Annotated in this window: 18 protein-coding genes; 4 read left to right on the top strand and 14 right to left on the bottom strand. The window is 38.6% G+C overall.

What is annotated here, in order from left to right:
- Positions 1-132: 132 nt before the first annotated feature.
- The 5 genes from PL11_RS08475 to PL11_RS08455 form a co-directional block, all read right to left on the bottom strand.
- On the bottom strand, positions 133-852 hold the full coding sequence (locus PL11_RS08475) for a Bax inhibitor-1/YccA family protein (RefSeq protein ID WP_035167355.1): 720 nt from the start codon (positions 850-852) through the stop codon (positions 133-135).
- Positions 853-949: 97 nt separating this feature from the next.
- Positions 950-2,281, bottom strand: a complete 1,332-nt coding sequence (murC, locus tag PL11_RS08470) for a UDP-N-acetylmuramate--L-alanine ligase (RefSeq protein ID WP_035167356.1) — start codon at positions 2,279-2,281, stop codon at positions 950-952.
- A gap of 26 nt (positions 2,282-2,307) precedes the next feature.
- A complete protein-coding gene (locus PL11_RS10540; protein ID WP_035167357.1) occupies positions 2,308-4,524 on the bottom strand; it encodes a DNA translocase FtsK in 2,217 nt (738 codons plus the stop codon).
- Positions 4,525-4,547: 23 nt separating this feature from the next.
- Positions 4,548-5,189, bottom strand: coding sequence for a YtpR family tRNA-binding protein (ytpR, locus tag PL11_RS08460; RefSeq protein WP_035167358.1), 642 nt, complete (start codon positions 5,187-5,189; stop codon positions 4,548-4,550).
- A 25-nt stretch (positions 5,190-5,214) separates the two neighbouring features.
- Positions 5,215-5,535 (bottom strand): thioredoxin family protein, encoded by a 321-nt coding sequence (locus PL11_RS08455; RefSeq protein WP_035167359.1) that lies wholly within the window; start codon positions 5,533-5,535, stop codon positions 5,215-5,217.
- Between the two features lie 106 nt (positions 5,536-5,641).
- Here PL11_RS08455 and PL11_RS08450 point away from each other — a divergent pair, with 106 nt between their 5' ends.
- The gene (locus tag PL11_RS08450; protein ID WP_035167360.1) at positions 5,642-5,965 is read left to right on the top strand and encodes a hypothetical protein; all 324 of its coding nucleotides are present in this window, start codon (positions 5,642-5,644) and stop codon (positions 5,963-5,965) included.
- Here PL11_RS08450 and trmB read toward each other — a convergent pair.
- The 3 genes from trmB to PL11_RS08435 form a co-directional block, all read right to left on the bottom strand.
- Positions 5,955-6,596 (bottom strand): tRNA (guanosine(46)-N7)-methyltransferase TrmB, encoded by a 642-nt coding sequence (gene trmB, locus PL11_RS08445; protein ID WP_035167361.1) that lies wholly within the window; start codon positions 6,594-6,596, stop codon positions 5,955-5,957. The genes PL11_RS08450 and trmB overlap by 11 nt on opposite strands.
- A gap of 65 nt (positions 6,597-6,661) precedes the next feature.
- A complete protein-coding gene (locus tag PL11_RS08440) occupies positions 6,662-7,876 on the bottom strand; it encodes an ABC transporter permease (protein WP_035167362.1) in 1,215 nt (404 codons plus the stop codon).
- Positions 7,869-8,615 (bottom strand): ABC transporter ATP-binding protein, encoded by a 747-nt coding sequence (locus tag PL11_RS08435; protein WP_191982061.1) that lies wholly within the window; start codon positions 8,613-8,615, stop codon positions 7,869-7,871. The genes PL11_RS08440 and PL11_RS08435 overlap by 8 nt, the downstream gene beginning before the upstream one ends.
- A 123-nt stretch (positions 8,616-8,738) precedes the next feature.
- On the opposite strand from PL11_RS08435, the gene PL11_RS08430 reads away from it, so the two are divergent.
- From PL11_RS08430 to PL11_RS08420, 3 genes are all read left to right on the top strand, one after another.
- Entirely contained in the window at positions 8,739-9,167 is a 429-nt protein-coding gene (locus PL11_RS08430) for an HIT family protein (protein ID WP_035167364.1), read from the top strand.
- A gap of 1 nt (position 9,168) precedes the next feature.
- Positions 9,169-9,483 carry a hypothetical protein gene (locus tag PL11_RS08425; RefSeq protein ID WP_035167366.1) on the top strand — a complete coding sequence of 105 codons (315 nt, stop codon included), beginning with the start codon at positions 9,169-9,171 and terminating at the stop codon, positions 9,481-9,483.
- Positions 9,484-9,614: 131 nt separating this feature from the next.
- A complete protein-coding gene (locus PL11_RS08420; protein ID WP_035167681.1) occupies positions 9,615-10,496 on the top strand; it encodes a peptidylprolyl isomerase PrsA in 882 nt (293 codons plus the stop codon).
- A gap of 55 nt (positions 10,497-10,551) precedes the next feature.
- Here PL11_RS08420 and PL11_RS08415 read toward each other — a convergent pair whose 3' ends face one another.
- From PL11_RS08415 to PL11_RS08390, 6 genes are all read right to left on the bottom strand, one after another.
- Positions 10,552-11,502, bottom strand: a complete 951-nt coding sequence (locus PL11_RS08415; protein ID WP_035167367.1) for a 3'-5' exoribonuclease YhaM family protein — start codon at positions 11,500-11,502, stop codon at positions 10,552-10,554.
- Between the two features lie 2 nt (positions 11,503-11,504).
- Positions 11,505-13,304: a glycerophosphoryl diester phosphodiesterase membrane domain-containing protein gene (locus tag PL11_RS08410; RefSeq protein WP_052127787.1), complete on the bottom strand. Its 1,800-nt coding sequence runs from the start codon at positions 13,302-13,304 to the stop codon at positions 11,505-11,507.
- A gap of 20 nt (positions 13,305-13,324) precedes the next feature.
- Positions 13,325-15,850: an ATP-binding protein gene (locus PL11_RS08405; protein WP_035167369.1), complete on the bottom strand. Its 2,526-nt coding sequence runs from the start codon at positions 15,848-15,850 to the stop codon at positions 13,325-13,327.
- A gap of 1 nt (position 15,851) precedes the next feature.
- On the bottom strand, positions 15,852-17,075 hold the full coding sequence (locus PL11_RS08400; RefSeq protein WP_035167371.1) for a metallophosphoesterase family protein: 1,224 nt from the start codon (positions 17,073-17,075) through the stop codon (positions 15,852-15,854).
- 82 nt (positions 17,076-17,157) lie between these two features.
- On the bottom strand, positions 17,158-17,502 hold the full coding sequence (locus PL11_RS08395) for a YlbF family regulator (protein ID WP_035167372.1): 345 nt from the start codon (positions 17,500-17,502) through the stop codon (positions 17,158-17,160).
- A gap of 65 nt (positions 17,503-17,567) precedes the next feature.
- Complete coding sequence (locus tag PL11_RS08390) at positions 17,568-19,673, bottom strand: PBP1A family penicillin-binding protein (RefSeq protein WP_035167373.1); 2,106 nt, start codon at positions 19,671-19,673, stop codon at positions 17,568-17,570.
- Positions 19,674-19,739 lie beyond the last annotated feature (66 nt).

Here is a 19,739-nt window from a genome sequence, read left to right as displayed (position 1 = left end):
CTTCTCATTAATTTTACCACGGGTCAGTTAATAATTCCCAAGCTGATTTAGAATTATTCTTATTTGATTTCTACAAACAAAAAATCAGAAGCATCCTTGCAGATTACTTCTGATTTTTGCTATCAACCAAGATTAACGATCATCCACAACACCCAAGATATTAAGCAATTGGATGAACAAGTTAATAAAGTCTAGATAAAGTTGTAATGCGCCTGACACCGCAAGCCCAGTAATTGAAACTTGACCAGTGCTACCGTATTGCATGTACATCTTTGCCATTCTATTTGAATCATACATCGTCAAAATTGAAAAGATAATAACTGCTGCAATTGAAATGAAGAAGCCAATGGCACTGCTCTTTAGTAACATATTGATTACCATTGCCACCATTAAACCGATTAAAGCACCAAACACCTGAGTACCAAGTCGATTTAAATTCTTCTTGGTGGTTAAACCAATCACAGCCATCGTAATAAAGATTGCCGATGCGCTAAGGAACGCAGCTAATACTGAAGCTCCCGTATAGATCAACAAGTAGCTTGAAAAAACGAAGCCAGTTAACACTGAATAAAGCATCAGCATTCCAAAACTAAAGGTTGGTCGCTTTAGCGCTTGAAAAGAAATCATGATTGGAATAATCATCCAAGCAATTAACGACCCCCACTTAAGAAATGGATTTGCCATCATGGTGTAAACAATTTGGCCTTGACCAACATTAACTACAAAGTAAGCAGTAGCTGCTGACACTAAAACTGCTAGTGCCATCCAACCATACATTTTAGATAAGAATGAATTCAAACCAGAATCTGCATTTACAACTCGACGAGCATCTTCATTGGGAAAATTGTTCAATTAAACCGCTCCTTTTTATATCTGTTTAGATAATTTTAGCAAAGAAAAACCATTAATCAAGCAACTTTGCTCAATTAATGGTCAGTATAAGGAAAAATTAATTTATTTTTTTACTTAGGTGACTTAGAAGTTCTTCATAAGCCTGTTCATACTTCTGGATATCACCAGCACCCATGAAGATTACGACATCGTTGTCAAAGTCCAACAATGGTGACATATTTTCAACTTTAAGAATTTCTCCACCCTTGGTAATTTTAGCACCAAGATCTTGGGAAGATACCTTACCTGACTTCTCACGTGGTGAGCTATAAATGTCAGTCAAGAAAACTTTATCAGCTTTATTAAGACTCTTAGCAAAATCGTCCATCAGGGCGATCGTCCGGCTGAAAGTATGTGGCTGGAATACCACAATAATTTCTTTACTTGGGTACTCTTGTCTAGCGGCGTCCAAAGTAGCCTTAATTTCAGATGGGTGGTGAGCATAGTCATCAATAATCGTCATATCGGCAACTTTGCGTTCAGAGAACCGCCGTTTAACCCCTGAGAAGCTTAACAATTCGCGACGAATTTCGGCAAGGTCTACCTTTTCGAAATATGCCACAGCAATAACTGCTAAAGAGTTAAGCACGTTGTGTTCTCCATAAAGTGGAACCTCAAATTCCCCAAGTGATTCGCCATGATACATAACAGTAAATGTTGAACCACTAGTAGTCCGTTTAACGTCAACGGCTTGGAAATCGTCAGTATCCTTGAGGCCATAATAATAGACAGGTACATCAGCCTTCAACTTACGCAGATTCTCGTCATCGCCCCAAGCAAAAATCCCCTTCTTAACTTGGCTAGCAAAAGTATCAAATGCACTGCGAACATCATCAATGCTTTCGTAGTAGTCGGGATGATCAAAATCAATATTGGTCATGATTGCGTAATCTGGATATGTAGCTAAGAAATGGCGGCGATATTCATCTGCTTCGTACACAAAGAAACGCGCGTCAGGAACACCTTTTCCTGAGCCATCGCCGATTAAATAATCTGTTGGTGAAATTCCAGAAAGGACATGTGCAAGCAAGCCAGTGGTACTAGTCTTACCGTGAGCACCAGCAACTCCAATACTAGTTTTGCCTTCAATCATTTTGCCCAAGAAATCGTGATAGCGGTAAACTGTGAGCCCCATTTCACGAGCTTTTCTGATTTCTGGATGATCATCATTAAATGAGTTTCCAGCAATCACAGTTAATCCTTCATGAATATTGCTAGGATCAAATGTCATTACTTTAATGCCGGCTTTTTCTAATCCTCGTTGAGTAAAAGTGTATTGTTCAATATCTGAACCTTGAACACTCATGCCACGATCATGCAAAATGAGTGCCATAGCGCTCATCCCTGTCCCCTTAATTCCTACAAAATGATAAGTAGTATCTGAATCCATATCTCTCTTCCTAACTAAATATATTTTTATTCCTGATCACTGTTTTTACGGTAATAAACTTCCCTAGGTTTAGACCCGTGCTGTTCAGAAATATAGTGTTGATCTTCAAGATCATCAATAATAGTTGCAGCTCTATTATAACCGATTGAAAAAACTCGTTGTAGCTTAGAAGTGGAAATTGAGTCTTCTCCGGCAATATATTCTAAAACGTCTCCCATAATCGGGTCGTTTTGCTCGGCCTCTTCGTAAGACTTCTTAAGTTGCTCCGGAGAAAACTGGTAGTGCGGTGAACCGGTACTGCGGACAAAATCAATTACACGGTGAATTTCATCATTTTTAACGAAAGCTCCCTGTAGCCTAACAGGTTTAGATGCCCCACTTCTTAAGTAAAGCATATCCCCTCGACCAAGCAATTTTTCTGCCCCTGATGAATCTAAAATCGTCCGGGAATCTATCTGACTGGAAACGGCAAACGCAATTCTTGTTGGAATATTATTTTTAATTGTTCCAGTAACTACATCAACACTAGGCCTTTGGGTAGCAACAATCAAGTGAATTCCTGCAGCTCTTGCCTTTTGAGTTACTCTAGCAATATAAGTTTCAGTATCCTGAGAAGATACCATCATTAAATCAGCCAATTCATCAATTACGATTAAGATATACGGCATCTTAAGACCGTACTCTCCTGCTTCCTCAGCTCGGTCATTAAATTGTTTAATATTTTGAACCGAAGCGGCTGCTAACTTTTCGTACCGCTCATCCATTTCCTTGGTTACCCACTTCAAAGCCTGAGTAGCTGTCTGTGGATCTGAAATGACTGGTGCCAATAAATGTGGAATCCCACTGTACATTGACAATTCTACCGCCTTAGGATCAATCAGTAGCAGCTTCAAGTCAGCTGGACTCGCCTTATACAGTAATGAGGTCAACAGCCCATTAATAAAGACACTCTTACCAGAGCCAGTTGCACCAGCTATTAATGCATGAGGCATCTTAGCGATATCGCCAACAACTGGTTTTCCCGAAATATCCTCACCAACTGCTGCTAACAAGGTAGCAGCATTGTTAATAAATTCCGGAGAATCGATAATTTCAGCAAGGTTTACAGGCCGAGACTGCGGATTAGGAACTTCGATTCCGACAGTTGACCTACCTGGAATTGGAGCTTCAATCCGGACATCCTTAGCTGCAAGAGCAAGTTTGATGTCGTCAGCGAGATTGGTTATTCGACTAACCTTGACTCCCAGTGCCAATTTAACTTCAAATTGGGTAATGGTTGGCCCTACAGTATAATTAACAACTTCAGCATGGACTTTAAATGCAGATAACGTTTTATTCAACTTAGTTATCTGATCAGTAACAAAAGAATCATTTAGTTTAGCATCATTAGTCTGCTCATGATCAAGCAAATTAATAGATGGAACCCAGTTGTCAGCTGTTATATCTAATTTATCAGAACTCGTTTCTGAAGAATAAGACTGATTTTCAGAACTATGTAACCCAACAGACTCAGGTTTAGAGTCTGCCGAAGGGGTTGCTGAATTGGCCTCGACACTACCGGTTGATTTCTCAATATTCGAAGATTGATTATCAAGCTCAGTTTTTTTCTGATCGTTAAACACATTAAGCCTGCTTGCTTTTTCCCGCTCCCGATGAACCATTGACCTAAATGATTTTCCTAATCCGCGGCGTACCTTAACGTGCTTTGGTGAAACTGGCTTTTCTGCTGATTCAAGGTTAGAACTATCAGTTTCGGTAAAATGTTCAACAGGTTTTGAGTTGTCTGTTTGTAACTCTTGATTGTCAACTCGTATTTCTGATGATTCAACTGGTTCTGACGCAGACTTTTGTTCAGGAGTAAAGTTACCATTGCGCTTATCAAGGTCGAAGTCATAATCGCTCGCTGTAGTGGCCATCAAAATGAGCTTATCAGTAGTTAACGCTAACTCTTGCTTGAATAGCTCGTAAATTCCCTGACGTCTTCGCTTTTGCGTTAAAAAACTGTTAGTTTCCACTTCCTGCTTTCTAGCACTGTTAAATCTAGGTAAGTCATAAAAAGACCTAGCAGAATCTAAAGCTTTTTGCTTGGGACGAGAAACCGGCGTGGGCCGGTGCTTAGTCGCGTGTTCAGGCTTACTTTTTGATTGGTGAACACTTGGTTGTCTATTCAGTTGTTTTTTTGGTAAATCCTGTTTTTTCTCGCGTTTTCTGCGAAAAAAAGCAGGGCCGTCATAATGCTCCATTGCAAACCCCTGCGTTTTTTCTTTTAATCAAAAATATGTTGACCCTTTTCAAAATCAAACTCTGTGCCGACTTCACCAAAATCATCTGGCAAAATCAAAGCTCCCTTCTTTTGAGGGGCATTAGCTAAGTGAAGTTCACGACCAGAACTAATCATTCCGTCACTTTCAACTCCACGAAGTTTACCAGGCCAAATAATCAATCCATCTGGCATCATAGCACCAACTTTAGCAACTACCACTTTAATGTTGTCCGTGATGTTGGGCGAACCACTAACGATTTGTAACTCTTTACCATCTTCGACTACTGTAGTTGTAACCTTAAGGTGATCTGAATCTGGATGATCCTTAATTTCTTTAACATACCCAATGACAAATTTAGGTTCAGGATCAAATTCAATGTCACCTGGGAAGCCAGCATCAACAAGTGCTTCGTTAAGCTTAGCCACATCTGCCTCTGATAAATGAGCTTGTCCGTTTACATCAGCAAGGTCATCTAAAACTTCACTAGCATTTAAAAAATTGTATCCTAGGGTATTATCGGTCTCCGGGTCAAAGATTCTGGCGATGCCATCCTTAACCGTGCTTGCCTGTTCCGCCACATCTTGGCGCAATAAAACAACTAACGTATCTCCGGTACCCTTGTGGTTATAACTTGCAATTAACATCTAAAAAACCTTTCCATATAACAAATTAATTAAGTGAGTTGATAAAGTCCTCAACTTCTTTTTTAGTTTTGCGATCACCATTATTAAAGCGACCTAGTTCTTTTCCATCTGAAAAAGCAACAAAACTAGGAATTCCCATAATGCCCATTTCAGCGGCAAGGTCGATGTTTTCATCACGATCTACCGTGAGAAATTTGTACTCGGAAAATTCCTGTTCAATTTCTGGCATTGCTGGCTTAATGAAGCGGCAGTCAGGGCACCAGTCGGCTGTGAAGAACAGCATATACTTGCCATCCTTGATTTGATCGACCATATTATCGTAATTTGTTTTCTCAAGTACTTCCATTGAAAATCCCTTTTCTTTCTACTGATGAATCAGTTAATTTACAAAGAGAATCCTTGATATATAATATAACCAACAATTAAACAAAGTAATTACTGGGGGAATTAATATGCAAGTAAAATCTCTTCTTTATAGTTTATCACTTACAGCCATTTCTATGGCACTTTTTGTCGCTAAAAAAACTGGCGACGCAAAAAAACAAGAAGAACTAATGGAATCGCTTGAAGATCGGCTGATCAACAAGGTTAAACCAACTATCAACGACAATGAATTAACCTTCATTGGTAGCTGGTTTGAGCAAAAAGCCAATGACGGCAAACATGTATTCCACTTTGGTCTTGATTATAAAGATTCAAACTCACAATCTTTGATTCACGAATACTACGCTGATAAATCTGGAACAATTACTGATCACAACGTTATTATGAATTAAATTTTGCGACTAGCTTATAGATTGGTCCTTGGGGACTAAATTTCTGTTCATACTCAGTTTCAACGTTGTCCTCGGCCTCTGGTGATTTGTGAAGATCTAAACTGACATATTCAAACTGCATCCCATAGTTGTTAAAACTACCCAAAGAATACTCAAACAGCCCACGGTTGTCAGTTTTAAATTCAATTTCACCATCAGTTTTCAAGACATCTTGATAACTTTTCAAAAATCCAGGAGACGTTAGACGCCGTTTAGCATGTCGAGTCTTTGGCCAAGGATCAGAGAAATTAAGGTAAATTTTTTCAATCTCATGAGCTGTAAAGAATTCGTTTACGTCCCCACCATCAGTTAAAACAAATTGTAAATTAGGAGTTGGGTCCTCTAAAAATGATCTTAACGCAGTGGCAATAACTGACTCCTGTAATTCTATCCCGATAAAGTTAACGTCGGGATATTTTTTTGCCATTTGAATGATAAATTGGCCCTTTCCAGTTCCAATTTCCACGTGGAGTGGTTGCTTCTTTGCAAATCTATCTTGCCATTTTCCTAAATAACTTTGAGGATCAAGCACGATATATTCTTGATGTTCTTTAATATATGGTTCTGCCCAGGGCTTTTTTCTTACTCGCATCAAAACCGCCTTCTTTCTTTTTACATAATTAAAGCTGGGGGGCAAAAGCACCTCAGCCTATGAGATTAGCGCTTAGAATACGCCTTTTTTATTCTGCTTGGAACATACAAGTATACGAATCCAAGTAGTTCCAAAATTTCGGCAACAATCACGGCAATAATGGTAACTGGATTGTGCAGATTAACTAGGATAACCACAACCGCAAATAGCACTGCAGTGACTGTCAACATATTCCTAATTACCGTTTGAAAACTACTTAACTGATTTTTCCTATCAATTGGATAAATGTGCACGAAGGCATTGTTATCAAAGTGATAATAAAACGGAATCAGTTGGAACCCAATCAAATAGATGAACAGTACCGAAAGGATCACTGGTAACCAAGTCCCTGCGATAAACGCCAATAGCACCATTCCAATCAAGGTTAGCCGAGCAAACAATCCGCTCATTTCTGTATCCCTAATAATACCATGAGAATAGAGATACAAATAGGTATTTTCTGACTTAAGTTTAATTTTGGAAACTACCCAGTCAAGATATTTTCGTCGGTTAACAGAACCGCTCATCGACTTAACGTCTGTAAACAAGTTAAAGAATGAGTAAATAGTGTGCATTCGACTATTTTCATCGCTAATTGCTGTTTGCCAATCAACCGGCACATTAACTGTTAACCGCATAGAAAATACCAAGCTTATTAATAACATAACCAAGGCAAAGATAGTACCCAGTACAGCGTTTGTGTACAAACTGATGCCCAAAACAACAAGTGGCCAACACCACCGGAAAAATAGTCGGTTTGACAACCAGGTTTTTACCTTAAACTTCCGAATGAAATCGCTAGTTAGCCAAGTTATCTTCAACAAAACTAGTGAACACAGCAACGATATCGTTTCAACAGTTAGAGTTCTCTCAATGAACGGAATACTGATAAACCAAAGAATCACTTGAATTGCAAGGGCAATCACTAGACTGTAGCGATACCCTGCCTTAAAGAACTTGGGCATCTCCGATTCTCTCGGCAACAAGAACACGTAATCAGGATCCTCAATCAGCGTTGCTAGCCTGCCAAATTGAACCGTAATCAAGAAAAAAACAATCACTAGTAATGGTGCCCACCAAGTCCCCTTATGAAGGTCCTTTAATACTCCAGAATAGTAATAGCCTAGCCCCCCAACCATAAACATCAATGCCAACACAAAGTAGTCATTAAAGACGAGACGTAAATACTTTAGCATTTCTGTTAAGTGTGAGGAAAGCCGTTTTTTAAATAGGCTATTCATTTCGTTCACCTTGCTGCTTTGCAAGCGTTAGGTAAATATCATTAAGTGAATCTCCCGCCTCTGGAAATTCACGTTTTAGCTCTTCGAGTGTTCCCTCAGTTCTCACTCGCCCTTCGTGAACCAAGACGAAGCGATCACAATATTTCTGTGCAGTATCCAAAACGTGGGTCGACATTAAAATACTTGCACCTTGTCTTTTACGTTCAGTAATCAATTCAAGCAAATCACTAACGGCTAATGGATCTAGTCCTAAAAATGGCTCATCAATGATAAATAGTTTGGCGTTTGTCATGAAGGCACAAACAATCATTACCTTCTGCCGCATTCCCTTTGAAAAGTTATCAGGGAACCAGTCTAACTTATTGTCTAATCTAAAAGTTTTTAAAAGTGAATGAGCTCGTTTCCAAGCTTCATCAGGATCCAAATCGTAAGCCATAATCGTCATTTCGATATGATCTTTTAAGGTTAATTCCTTGTAAACGATTGGTGATTCAGGAATATAAGCAATTTGTCCCTTATATTTTTTTAAATCATCGGTTATCGTAATTCCATTTAGTTCAATCGATCCAGAAAACGGAGTTAGTAACCCAATGATATGGTTGATCGTAGTAGACTTACCAGCACCGTTAAGTCCAATAAGGCCAACCAGTTCGCTGTCCTTAATATCGAAGGTAATGTCTTTTAAAACGGGCACTGAAGAGTAGCCACCCACTAATTTATTGACTTCTAAAGCCACCATGCCACTTCCAATCGTATAAATTTACAACGATGATTATAACATAGGTAAGAGAACTTTGAATTAGTCATGGACGGAGTCAATGTTATAATTGATTTAAGATGCTTTAGAAAGAAGGTATGAAATATGAAAGATTGCATTTTTTGTAAAATTGTTGCTGGCGAAATTCCTAGCTACACCGTTTATGAAGACGATGTAGTTAAGGCGTTTCTGGATATCTCTCAAGGGACGCCTGGGCACACTTTGGTAATTCCCAAAAAGCACGTTCCAAATATCTTTGAGTATGACCCAGAGCTTGCAGCTGAAGTCTTCTCACGGATTCCAAAGATTGCCAAAGCTGTGCGTGACTCAAACCCTGAAATTAAGGGTATGAACATTGTGAACAACAATGGTCAAATCGCTTATCAGTCTGTATTCCACTCCCACTTTCACTTAGTGCCTCGGTATACAGACCATGATGATTTTGCAATGACGTTTAAAGATAATTCAAATAAGTACACGTCAGAACAATTAGAGGATATTCAAAATTCTATTGTTAAGGCTCTAGGTGATTAACATGAAGACATTGATTAAAATGATTGGTGGCTCGGCATTCTTGGCTGGAGTTTATCTGTATACCAGAAAAGAAACTCCCCAAGAATTTATCGATAACACCAAGCAAAAATTTACTCAAAAGAAACAGGATGCTGAAAACTTCAAGTCAGCTCTTGATAATTTCAAGTCATCATTAAGTGACTTTACGGAAAAAGCCGCTACAATTAATGAAGTGGTTTCTGACATTCAACGTGCTGTTGAAGAAGCGATGTTTCAAATTCAACCAAGGTTGGATGAGATTCAAAAACATTCAGACGATATAACTAAAATGGATTAAGGTTCATTTAATATTTATGAATATTTGTTTAAGTTTAGGTCTCATTGGCCTACTTCGTCGTTTGTATGTTATTATTTTCAAGAACGTTTGCATTTAAACGCAAAAATCTGGAGAAATGGATGTGTTTTCGTATGAAAAAATGGCTAATTGCTTTAGCCGGGGTATTACTTAGTTTTACTCTTGTTGCCTGTGGTAGCAAATCAGTTGCTACTACTGACGGTGGAAAAATTACAGAAAGTGCTTATTACAGCAGCTTGAAGAATACTTCAAGTGGTAAGCAAGTACTTCAACAAATGATCTTGAACAAGGTATTGGATAAGCAATACGGTGACAAGGTCAAGGATTCAGAAGTTAACAAGGACTTTGCAAAGTATAAGAAACAATACGGTTCATCATTTAATGCCGTACTACAACAAAACGGAATGACTGCTTCAGGTCTTAAGAATGATATCAAGGCTAACTTATTACTACAAGAAGCCGTTAAGGATAACATCAAGATTACTGATGCTCAATTGAAGCAACAGTTCAAATCATTCCAACCAAAAGTTACTGTTAACCAAATCTTAGTTTCAAAGAAGTCAACAGCTGAAAAAGTTATCAGCGAACTTAAAGACGGTAAGAGCTTCTCAAGCTTAGCTAAGAAGTACTCAACCGACTCAGCTACTAAGAAAAAAGGTGGCCGTATCGCCGCATTTGATAACACTAACACTTCACTAGACAAGAACTTTAAGGCTGCTGCCTTCAAGTTGGACAACGGTGAATACACTAAGACTCCTGTTAAGACCCAATATGGTTACCAAGTTATTCAAATGGTAAACCATCCTAAGAAGGGTTCATACAAGGATCACGAAAGTGAATTAAAGGACCAAATCGTCGCTAACAAGCTTCAAGACAGTGCTACTGTTCACTCAGTCGTATCTAAGGTATTGAAGAAAGGTAACGTTCAAATTCAAGACAAAGATCTTGAAAACGTCCTTGCTGATTACTTAACTTCATCAAGCAAAAAGAAGTAATTAATCACTAACTATAAAAGGCATCAATTCCACATGGAATTGATGCCTTTTTTGTTTATTCTTCTGTATTTGGTCTGTAAAATCTCCGGTTATCTAGCCCAAAAATCTTATCAGAGAATTCTCCTGGTGCAGTCTGGTTAAGCGCCCTCTTCATCATCATGATAGAAGCGTCAAGCTCGTCTAAATCATGGAGAATTTCCGCCTCTAACAACTGTGGCCTTTCTGGTGACCCATATTCCTTCAGACCATGATGAGAAAGCACCATGTGCCTTAATAACAGTAATTCTTCTGAGTCTTGAGAGATCCCTAAATTATCAGCAGCTTCAACAATCTCCGCATCAATAATACTTAAGTGGCCAAGTAAATTACCAGCCAATGTGTAGGTAGTTCCAACTGGTCCAGACAGCTCAATTGTTTTTCCTAAATCATGCAAAACAGCACCAGCGTATAGTAACGGTGCATCAATGTCCCCATACTGATCCACAATGTGCTCAGCTAGCCTAACGATAGAAATTGTATGAAAGGCCAACCCACCTTCAAAATCATGGTGATTTGATTTGGCAGCAGGAAACTCAAAGAATGCATCTCCATGTTTCTTCAAAAGATACCTTACAACTCGATTATATGTTGCATTAGTAATTGAAAAAACAATCTGGTCAATCTCTGACTTCATATCCGCCTCTTTCATTGGAGCTGATTGAACAAAGTCTTCACGGTCCAGATGCTGATCCGGATTAGGCAAATTCATTGAAGAAATCTTAATTTGAGGGCTATTTAAGTAACTTTCGCGCTTCCCGGTTAGATGCACAATCGTACCAGCCGTGAACTTTTCAACATCATCATCGCTAGCATCCCAGTACATTCCATTTATTTCTCCTGATTTATCTTGAAACGTAATGGCTAAAAATTGTTTACCGTTTTTGGCTACTCGTTTTTCAGCCTTCTTTAGTATCACGAACATTTCGAAATCTTCATTTTCTACTAAATCCATCAATTGTTTGGTCATAATTACACTCCTTGGCTAGTACCACCCGTTGTTGCTGGGGTAGTAACAAAGTAATACAGAATTTTTTCCGCGTATCCTGGCTGCCCTTTAAACTCATCAATTTGAGAGCGCAACTCAGACAAACGGTCAGTAATAATTGCATTCGTTCCCATTGAAATCATACTATCCATCTGATCTGGATCATTCACCGTCCAGGCAAATACTTGTTTTCTTTGAGAATGAGCAGCCTCAACGAAACTATCGTCCAGTGTAGTCTGTTCAACTGTATACGCATTGGCTCTGCTGGTTGGATACGTCAAACTATATGGAATGATGTAACTAACATAGATTTGTGGAACTCGCCGCTTTAATTGTTGAACCACAGAATAGTCAAGAGAATGAACCATATCATTGTTCCTAATTATTAGTGCCGCATATTTTTTTGCAAACCTGCCCACCATGCCCTTTGAATCATCTGGCTGAGTTTTGATTTCAATTAATAGCTTTTGATGATGACGCCGAGCATAACTAAAGTATCGGTCAAAACTAGGCACTTTTGCTTTATGGCCATTTTCCTTAGCTGTCAGCTTAGTTATCTGTCTGAGAGTTAACTGCTTTGGCCGCTTATTAACACCTGTCAAATTCTTCAAATTTGGGTCATGCATCACAACAAATTGATTATCTTTCGTTTCTTGAATATCCATCTCAATGTAATCTGGTTTGTTCCTGATAGTTTTCGCCATCGCAGGAATTGTATTTTGAACCCCATTATTGTTATTCACTCCTCGATGAGAAATCGTTAACGGCATCTTACCAAGTGAATTGCTTAAGAATACAACGTTACCCGCCAGAAAAAACAAACCAACAACTGCTAAAATCAACGTTGGTAATGATTTAAACCGCCATCTTGTCGATTCGTGAGCCCGAAAATCAACTCTCAATGAGCTAGCAAAGTACGCCTTCATCCTTGGAAATAACAGCACAAACCTGAATAAAACAACTAGAGTCCAAGCACTCCCAACTAAGTTAATCAATTGAACTAGTGAAAGGTTAAGAACCCCGAAAATTAGTGAGTCAGGCTTACCAACTGAATCCCAAAACACTTGAAATCCATAAATCACTAGAAACAGACCGTAAACAACTACTCTAGTCATAAACGTTAAGAAAGCAATCGTAATCACCAGTTTCCAGAAGTTTCCCCGGGAAATCTGTAAACTCTCTTTGATTGCCCTTCTAACTCGTAGGCGGCCATAAATCATCAATGGCAACACAAAAACCATTCTGATTGCTACATAAATGATGATAGCCAAGGCAAATAGTGAAGCCGCAATAAGAAGTGGCTGAGTCTCCAAAAATTCAATGATAAAGTCTGGAACTACGATTTTACCCAAAAGTCTCGAACTAAATATCACCTGAGATAGTGGCAATATTAATACGAAATAAAAGATAAAGAATAGGATTTCCCACCCAGATAAGTGTAAAAGACTTTCCAGACTACTACCAATTAAATAACGCAACGAAAAATTATGGTTTTCAATCTGCTTTAATCCCAGTAGGATAAAAGCAAATTGCCAGTACACTGTAACTAACAGCAGTATTAAAATTACCAATAACACTAAAACAGCCGTTGGATTTTTAATTATTTGCAGAGCGTTAGTGTACGACACATATGGAATTCCTAAGAGAGAAAGAACGTATCCGGTCACCCATTTAAAGGCAACCACCAACATTGCCAATACGACGTTCATCGAGATCAATAAAATCATGTACTGAGAAAAACGCTTTTTAAACGCCGCCGTAGCTGTCAATAACGCAGATATCATCAAATCCCCCCTGTTGTCTATTAAAGATTTATTACTGGTAACTCTAGATTGTCACTGTATTGATTAGCAGTCAAATAAATAACTTGAGTATGTTTGGCTACTTGATTGAGTAATTCATAAGCATTATTTCGACGATTAACATCAAAGTTTACAAATCCATCATCAATAATGATTGGCATTTGATATTCGTCCGCAAAATTAACCGCCATCGCTAATACAAGTGATAAGTACAGCTGTTCTAACGTCCCCCTAGAAAGCTCATTGATTGCAAAAATCATACCATCATTTGCAGTCACAGTTAGTTCAGCATCAAAATTAAGTTTGTCATAATGATGATTAGTTAATATTCCGAAATAATCAGTTGCCTGATTGATAACTTTAGGTAATCGACCCTTTGATGCTAAATCTAAAACCTTACTGATGAATTCAGAACCCATCAGCAGCGATACATAGGTATGAACATCTTCTAAAATTTCAGCTTGTAAGTTAGCTTGCTGCTGTTGTAACTCGTGATATTCCCCATCACGGATTAAATGAGCTAGCTTTGTTTCTGACTCAGTCGCCTGAGTTTCTCCCTGACTCAAATCATTGCGTAATGAATTTATTTTAACTTTTAGTGAATCTATAGATTGCTGGATTTCAGTTAAATCAGTATTAAGGTCGACTTGAACCTTGCTGGCTTCAATTTGGTCGACTAATTGTTGGCGCCGATTAAATTGCTTAGTTAATTGTTGCTGCCTGGTATATTCAGTTTCAAAGTCAGCAGCATTATTCATATGACGAGTACTTAAAAACTTGGCCAATTTCTGTTCCACTTGTTCAAGATTTTCTTGATTATCAGTTAATACTCCCTTAAGTGTATTAACTTGATTTTCAGTATTCAAAGAGTGGTTCGAATCTTGACGCCACCTGGTAACAGAATCACGAATGGTATTCAGCTTGATATTGGCATCCCCGTTAGAAAAGCCAGCTAACCAATCATTGGCAAAATCCCACTGCATAAAATAATCGTTGACTGAGGATTTCAGCTGTTCCACCACTGTAGATGATTCCGTAATTTCTTTATTCAATTCTGTAATTTGGTATAAAGCTGGTTGAATATTTAGCCAATCCGCCGAATCAATCTGATTCAGATTATGTGTCTGCCGCACCCGTGTTAGTTTTTTCTCAAGATCGGCTAATTCTTCGGTATAGTCAGGAATATCTTGACTAGCTTGCCGGTTAATGCCGAAAAAGTAAGCAATTGCTGCAGCAACTACGATGCCGCCAATTTTCACTGCGATTGAATTCATCAATAACCCAACTACCAAAATTAGCACAGAAATTCCCATCATGACTGGATTAATCGTCATTGAAGTTTTTACGTCCGGAACGCTGGCTTGAGCGGCTTCAATTTGACTCTCACGTTTTAGCCAATTAGCCACATTCACCTTTGTCTGATCATCAAAAGGCTTGGGTAATGGATCAGTTAAGTTATTTGATTGCTTTAGAGAATTAATTTTCCCTTGATTATTTTCAATCATTTGCTGATTATAGGTCAACTGTGAAATTTGCTCCTGAACATCAGTTGTTTGATTGTAAAGGCTATCAATTTTATATAAATTTTGTCGGTAAAAACTGGCTGCTGGCGATAATGACACCGTCATTTTTGGATCATCAATTTGCTTCTTTACCCTATCCACTTCTTTAGATAATGAGTACTTTTCAGCTAAGTATTCATTAACTTGGTTATGATCTTTTTCGCTAAACCCTTGTTTAAGTTGATGTTCGCTTATTTCTGGTATGCTGTTAAGCTCACTCAACAAAGGAACCAGGCTTGCCTGTGACTGCAGCATTGATAACTTCGATTGCTTCTCCTTTAATGAAGCTCGCTTTTCTGAATTCACACTATTTAGGTCAGTGACTTGTCTCGTTAGCAATTCATATTCACTAAAATTGCTCTTTGCCTCTTCAACTCTGGCACTTAATTTATCGTATTCGGTTAATTTTTTGTTAATAACTCTCTTTGTCCCACGTTTTGCAAAAAAGTGCTCAGCTTGTTTTTCGAAATCTTCGTTAATGTCAATCAACTGATCAGAACCAGCGACGCCAATTTGCTGGATTCTCGATCTTAATTTATCTTTATTGAGGCCATAGAGCTCCTTTTGAACATACTCACCAAAATAAAATAAGTTGTCGTACACTTGCCTGGTTATTGGCGAAAGTAACTCTTCAAAGTCCGCCTTGGTTAGTTCAATATCCGCGGTTAAATCATAAAAACTGACTTTTCCTCCGTGGGTACCCTTTGTTCTTACTATTCGATAGTCATGACCTGCTTCTCGAAAGAATAGCTCCCCGCCAAACTTACTGCCGTCCTTTGGAATAAACTGTCCATGCGTGGCCTGTTTAGCTGTGGGAAAGCCAAATAAAATTGACTTAATAAAGTCCACGATTGTCGATTTACCAGCTTCATTCGGCCCCATAATCACTTGGATTGATTCATCAAGCTCGAATTGTTGATCCGACCACTTACCATAGCCGTAAATTTTTAGCCTTTGGATAATCACTTTAGCGGTCCTCCTGCTCAATATTTACTTTTTCATTAATTACCTGTCGACTCATTTGGACAATTTCAGACTGTGATTCTGCTGTTTTTAAGTCCTCTGAAATAAACTGGTAGTCATTAAAAAGACTTTGATATTTTTCAACTTGTGTTTCTTTTAAAACGCTATCAGCTGCTTGCTCAAAAAATTCTTGGTCAACTGGACTGGTAATTTTTGTTTCAGTTACTTGATACTTAACAGAAACTATGTAGGCATTAATATCTGCATAAACTCTAGAATTAGAGGTTTGTAACTGCTCTAACAAGTCCCCTTCTTTAACCGCGTCACCAATAACCGAACTTGGCTTAGTTGACTGAAGAACTAGCCTTACCAGCGTTGTAGTAGGCAAGTTCAAATCGGCTAGTTTCGCTAAAACTCGGTCAACCAATTCAGCAGGTTTTAATTCATCAACAGGCATCGTGACAAGTTTCCAGTCAATTACTGCGGTTTTTTTAAACTCGGGGATTAGCTTGCCGTTTTGTTCACTTACTAATAAATATCCCTTATCGCCTGCTTCATTGATACTTCTCCCCTGAGTATTTCCAGCATAGTTGATTGTTTTGTCAGCATTGAGCGATTGTCGTTTATGGATGTGACCAAGTGCCCAATAGTCATAATTCTTATTTTCAAGTTGACTAATGCTGAACGGAGCGTAGTTCGCTTCTGGAGAATCAACTGAATCAGCGCTCCCGTGCATAATCCCAATTGCCCAGTCAGTTCCGGACTTGGCTGGAAATTTATCCGCATAACTGTCATGAATCCACTGGGTCTTAAAGCTAAATCCAGAAAGTACGACGGTTTTACCGTCATTTAAGGTCAATGTTTCAGTGCTAACATCATTTTTGAACACATGAACATTTTCTGGATAGTCTAAATGGTCGTTATCAAAATTAAAGAAATCATGGTTTCCAAAAATCAAGTAAACGGGAATCTGATGATCCTTTAATTGATTGAACTGATCATTAATAAATGCGTCAGCAGCGATACTCCGATCGTTCCGATCGAAAAGGTCCCCTGCCAAAATCACAAAATCCACTGATTCTTCAATTGCGTCATTAACAATTTTTTTGAATGAGCTGAAGGTAGATTTTGTAATTGCAGTAGCTAACGTATTTGGTAAATTACCCTTTTGTAGTAAGCCAGAAAACGGACTGTCTAGATGCACGTCCGCGGCATGAATAAATTTCATCGATAATCCCTCTTATAAAATTTTATATGTACAAAAAAGCACCGAAATTAGCTAAATTAACACTAACTTTGGCGCTTTTCGTTTAGTCGTGATATAAGTCAACGATTGGTTGAGTAACCACTTGATTGATGTCATTGAGCAAGTTGTTAAGGTTGCGTTCTTTGTCCATCAAATCTGTAATGGTTTTATTTGAACTCATTTTTTGTGCCATTGATTGGGCTTCACTTAGTTCATCGTCAGTTGGTTGCTGGCCACTGGCTTGCTTTTGTTGTAATCCCATTTGAAGATTTTGAAACTTTTCAAATAATTCAAAAGTGTCCTTATCAGCTTTGAGGTCAGTGTAAGCTTTGCCTAATTGCTTAAATTCTTCTGCTTCTTTTACTTGTTCAGAAAGTGCAATTGCTGCACTTTTAATATCATCAGTCATAAAAATCCACCTTAATTATTAGTTAATACTAGTCTAACATACATAACGGCTCGTTTAGCTAATTTTTAGTTTCCACCCAACCAGCTTTTGGCATCGTCGATGAAATCTTTAGCTTTTTCTTCAAACTGACTACCGACTTCATTAGCTTTATCTTGAATAGTGCTCCAAATTGAATCACCAGATCCTTGATTGTTTCCCTTAGCCATTGTTTCTGCATCTTCAGTATCAAAGCTAGTGTTCTTAGTATATGGCAGCATTGTCTGCATTTCATTTCTAAATAATGCCCCTACACCAGTCCCACTCAGATTCTCTAAATGGTGAGCAGAGTTGGTACTATCGAAGCCTTCCCAGGTTGCAACAACTAAATCAGGAGTGTAGCCGATGATCCATTTATCCTTGGTTGCATCAGAAGACCCGGTATTATCAGCCTCAGTACTACCAGTTTTACCAGCTACAGAGTAACCATATGGTTTGGCATCAGTACCAGTACCACTGTTGAATACGCCGAGCATCATGCTTGTCATTTGTTTAGCTACTCGTGACGACATGATTTGTCGACCACTCTGTTTTTCAGTATTATCAACAACTACTTTTCCAGTAGAGTCAACGATTTTTCTAATGTAGAAAGGCTTCATTACCTTCCCGCCGTTTGCAAATGCTGTATACGCCCCTGCCATTTGCTGTGGCGATACTCCAGAAGATAATCCTCCAAGTGCTAGGGCAAGGTTCTTATCGCTCTTAGACACCGGAATATTGAAGTTTTTGACGGAATCGTAACCCTTATCAACACCAATTTGATTCAATAACCAGACAGCTGGTGCATTCATCGACTGAGCCAATGCCTGATACATTGGTACACTACCAAGATATTGGTTGTTGTAGTTCTTTGGAGTGTAGTGATTTAATCCGTATGATTTCTTTTTATCTACCAAGTTAGAATCAAACTTATAGCCTGACTGGAGTGCCGGAGTATAGACAGCAAGTGGCTTCATTGTCGAACCAGGTTGCCGCTTGATCTGGTTGGCTCGGTTAAATCCTCGGAATACGTGTTGACCACGTCCACCAACGACAGCATTAACTCCACCAGTAGTTGGTGAAACCGCAATCGAAGCGGCCTGAACCTCAGTGCCATCAGCAGCATTTGCTGGGAACAATGTATTGTTATCAAAATTCTGTTGCATTGATGCCTGCTGATTTTGATTCAAATTAGTATAAATTCGGTATCCTTTATTCATAATTTGGGATTCAGTCAACCCATACTTACTAATTGCCTCGTTAATTACCGCATCGAAATAATATGGATATTTGTATCCATCCTTACGAACATAGGTGTCATTGACGGTAATTGGGGTTGATTTGTAGTAATTTGCTTGTGATTGGGTGATTTTTTTGTTTTCAACCATCAATTGCAAAACCATATTTCGGCGTTCGCGGGCCGCTTTTGGGTGATCGATTGGATTGTATGCGCTTGGAGACGTTAACATTCCCGCCAGCACAGCTGCGTCTGGGACTGAGAGTTGGGACGCATTTTCACCAAAGTACTTTTGAGATGCATCTTGAACGCCCCAGACACCGTTACCGAAGTATGCGTTGTTTAAATACATAGTCAAAATTTCGTTCTTGCTGTACACATTTTCAACTTGAATAGATAGAAATAATTCCTTTAGTTTTCTACTAAAGCTCTGCTCCTGAGATAAGTAAGCATTCTTGACCAATTGTTGGGTCAGGGTGCTACCACCACCACTGATATAATCTCTATGCAGCAATTTATTCTTTAGCAATAACAGGAATGCCCGGGCAATTCCCTTCACAGAAAAACCATGTTCATGGTAAAAGTTGCGATCCTCAGTTGAAAGAACTGCTTTTGGAATATTACTAGAAATCTTGTTTAACTTAACGTAGGTTCCTTTTTGAGCGTACAACTCGCCAGCTTTTTGATTACTTACATCAAATATTTCTGTAGTCTTTGATAAAGATGATTCCAGATTTTGGACATGAGCAGTCTTGGCAACATACGTTAAATATCCACTTAGACAAAGGCCGAAAGCAAGTACCATTACAGTCAGCCATTTTAGAATATGGAACTTTTTGTTGACCCGCCGCCACTTTTTATGTGCAGGGCCTAACTTAGCTTTTAACTTATGAAAAAAGCCTGAAGAATTGTTATTCATACAAAATCTCCTTTTATAATTACCAGGATATTGTATCACAACCAGCTTAATTGGCCGGTAAGCCAT

Origin of the sequence: Lentilactobacillus curieae, from assembly GCF_000785105.2 — a bacterium.
In the GTDB taxonomy this organism is placed as follows: Bacteria; Bacillota; Bacilli; order Lactobacillales; family Lactobacillaceae; genus Lentilactobacillus; species Lentilactobacillus curieae.
The sequence above is the reverse complement of the archived record's forward strand: the minus strand, read 5'-3'. Positions and strand labels throughout refer to the sequence as shown.

Coding starts and splice junctions, on each gene's coding strand:
- PL11_RS08435 (WP_191982061.1), bottom strand. CDS start 8,615: ATGGTGGCTTTAGAAGTCAATAAATTAGTGGGTGGCTACTCTTCAGTG.
- PL11_RS08390 (WP_035167373.1), bottom strand. CDS start 19,673: ATGAATAACAATTCTTCAGGCTTTTTTCATAAGTTAAAAGCTAAGTTA.
- PL11_RS08440 (WP_035167362.1), bottom strand. CDS start 7,876: ATGAATAGCCTATTTAAAAAACGGCTTTCCTCACACTTAACAGAAATG.
- PL11_RS08400 (WP_035167371.1), bottom strand. CDS start 17,075: ATGAAATTTATTCATGCCGCGGACGTGCATCTAGACAGTCCGTTTTCT.
- PL11_RS10540 (WP_035167357.1), bottom strand. CDS start 4,524: ATGGAGCATTATGACGGCCCTGCTTTTTTTCGCAGAAAACGCGAGAAA.
- PL11_RS08450 (WP_035167360.1), top strand. CDS start 5,642: ATGCAAGTAAAATCTCTTCTTTATAGTTTATCACTTACAGCCATTTCT.
- PL11_RS08425 (WP_035167366.1), top strand. CDS start 9,169: ATGAAGACATTGATTAAAATGATTGGTGGCTCGGCATTCTTGGCTGGA.
- PL11_RS08395 (WP_035167372.1), bottom strand. CDS start 17,502: ATGACTGATGATATTAAAAGTGCAGCAATTGCACTTTCTGAACAAGTA.
- PL11_RS08455 (WP_035167359.1), bottom strand. CDS start 5,535: ATGGAAGTACTTGAGAAAACAAATTACGATAATATGGTCGATCAAATC.
- PL11_RS08415 (WP_035167367.1), bottom strand. CDS start 11,502: ATGACCAAACAATTGATGGATTTAGTAGAAAATGAAGATTTCGAAATG.
- PL11_RS08420 (WP_035167681.1), top strand. CDS start 9,615: ATGAAAAAATGGCTAATTGCTTTAGCCGGGGTATTACTTAGTTTTACT.
- ytpR (WP_035167358.1), bottom strand. CDS start 5,189: ATGTTAATTGCAAGTTATAACCACAAGGGTACCGGAGATACGTTAGTT.
- trmB (WP_035167361.1), bottom strand. CDS start 6,596: ATGCGAGTAAGAAAAAAGCCCTGGGCAGAACCATATATTAAAGAACAT.
- PL11_RS08430 (WP_035167364.1), top strand. CDS start 8,739: ATGAAAGATTGCATTTTTTGTAAAATTGTTGCTGGCGAAATTCCTAGC.
- PL11_RS08410 (WP_052127787.1), bottom strand. CDS start 13,304: ATGATATCTGCGTTATTGACAGCTACGGCGGCGTTTAAAAAGCGTTTT.
- murC (WP_035167356.1), bottom strand. CDS start 2,281: ATGGATTCAGATACTACTTATCATTTTGTAGGAATTAAGGGGACAGGG.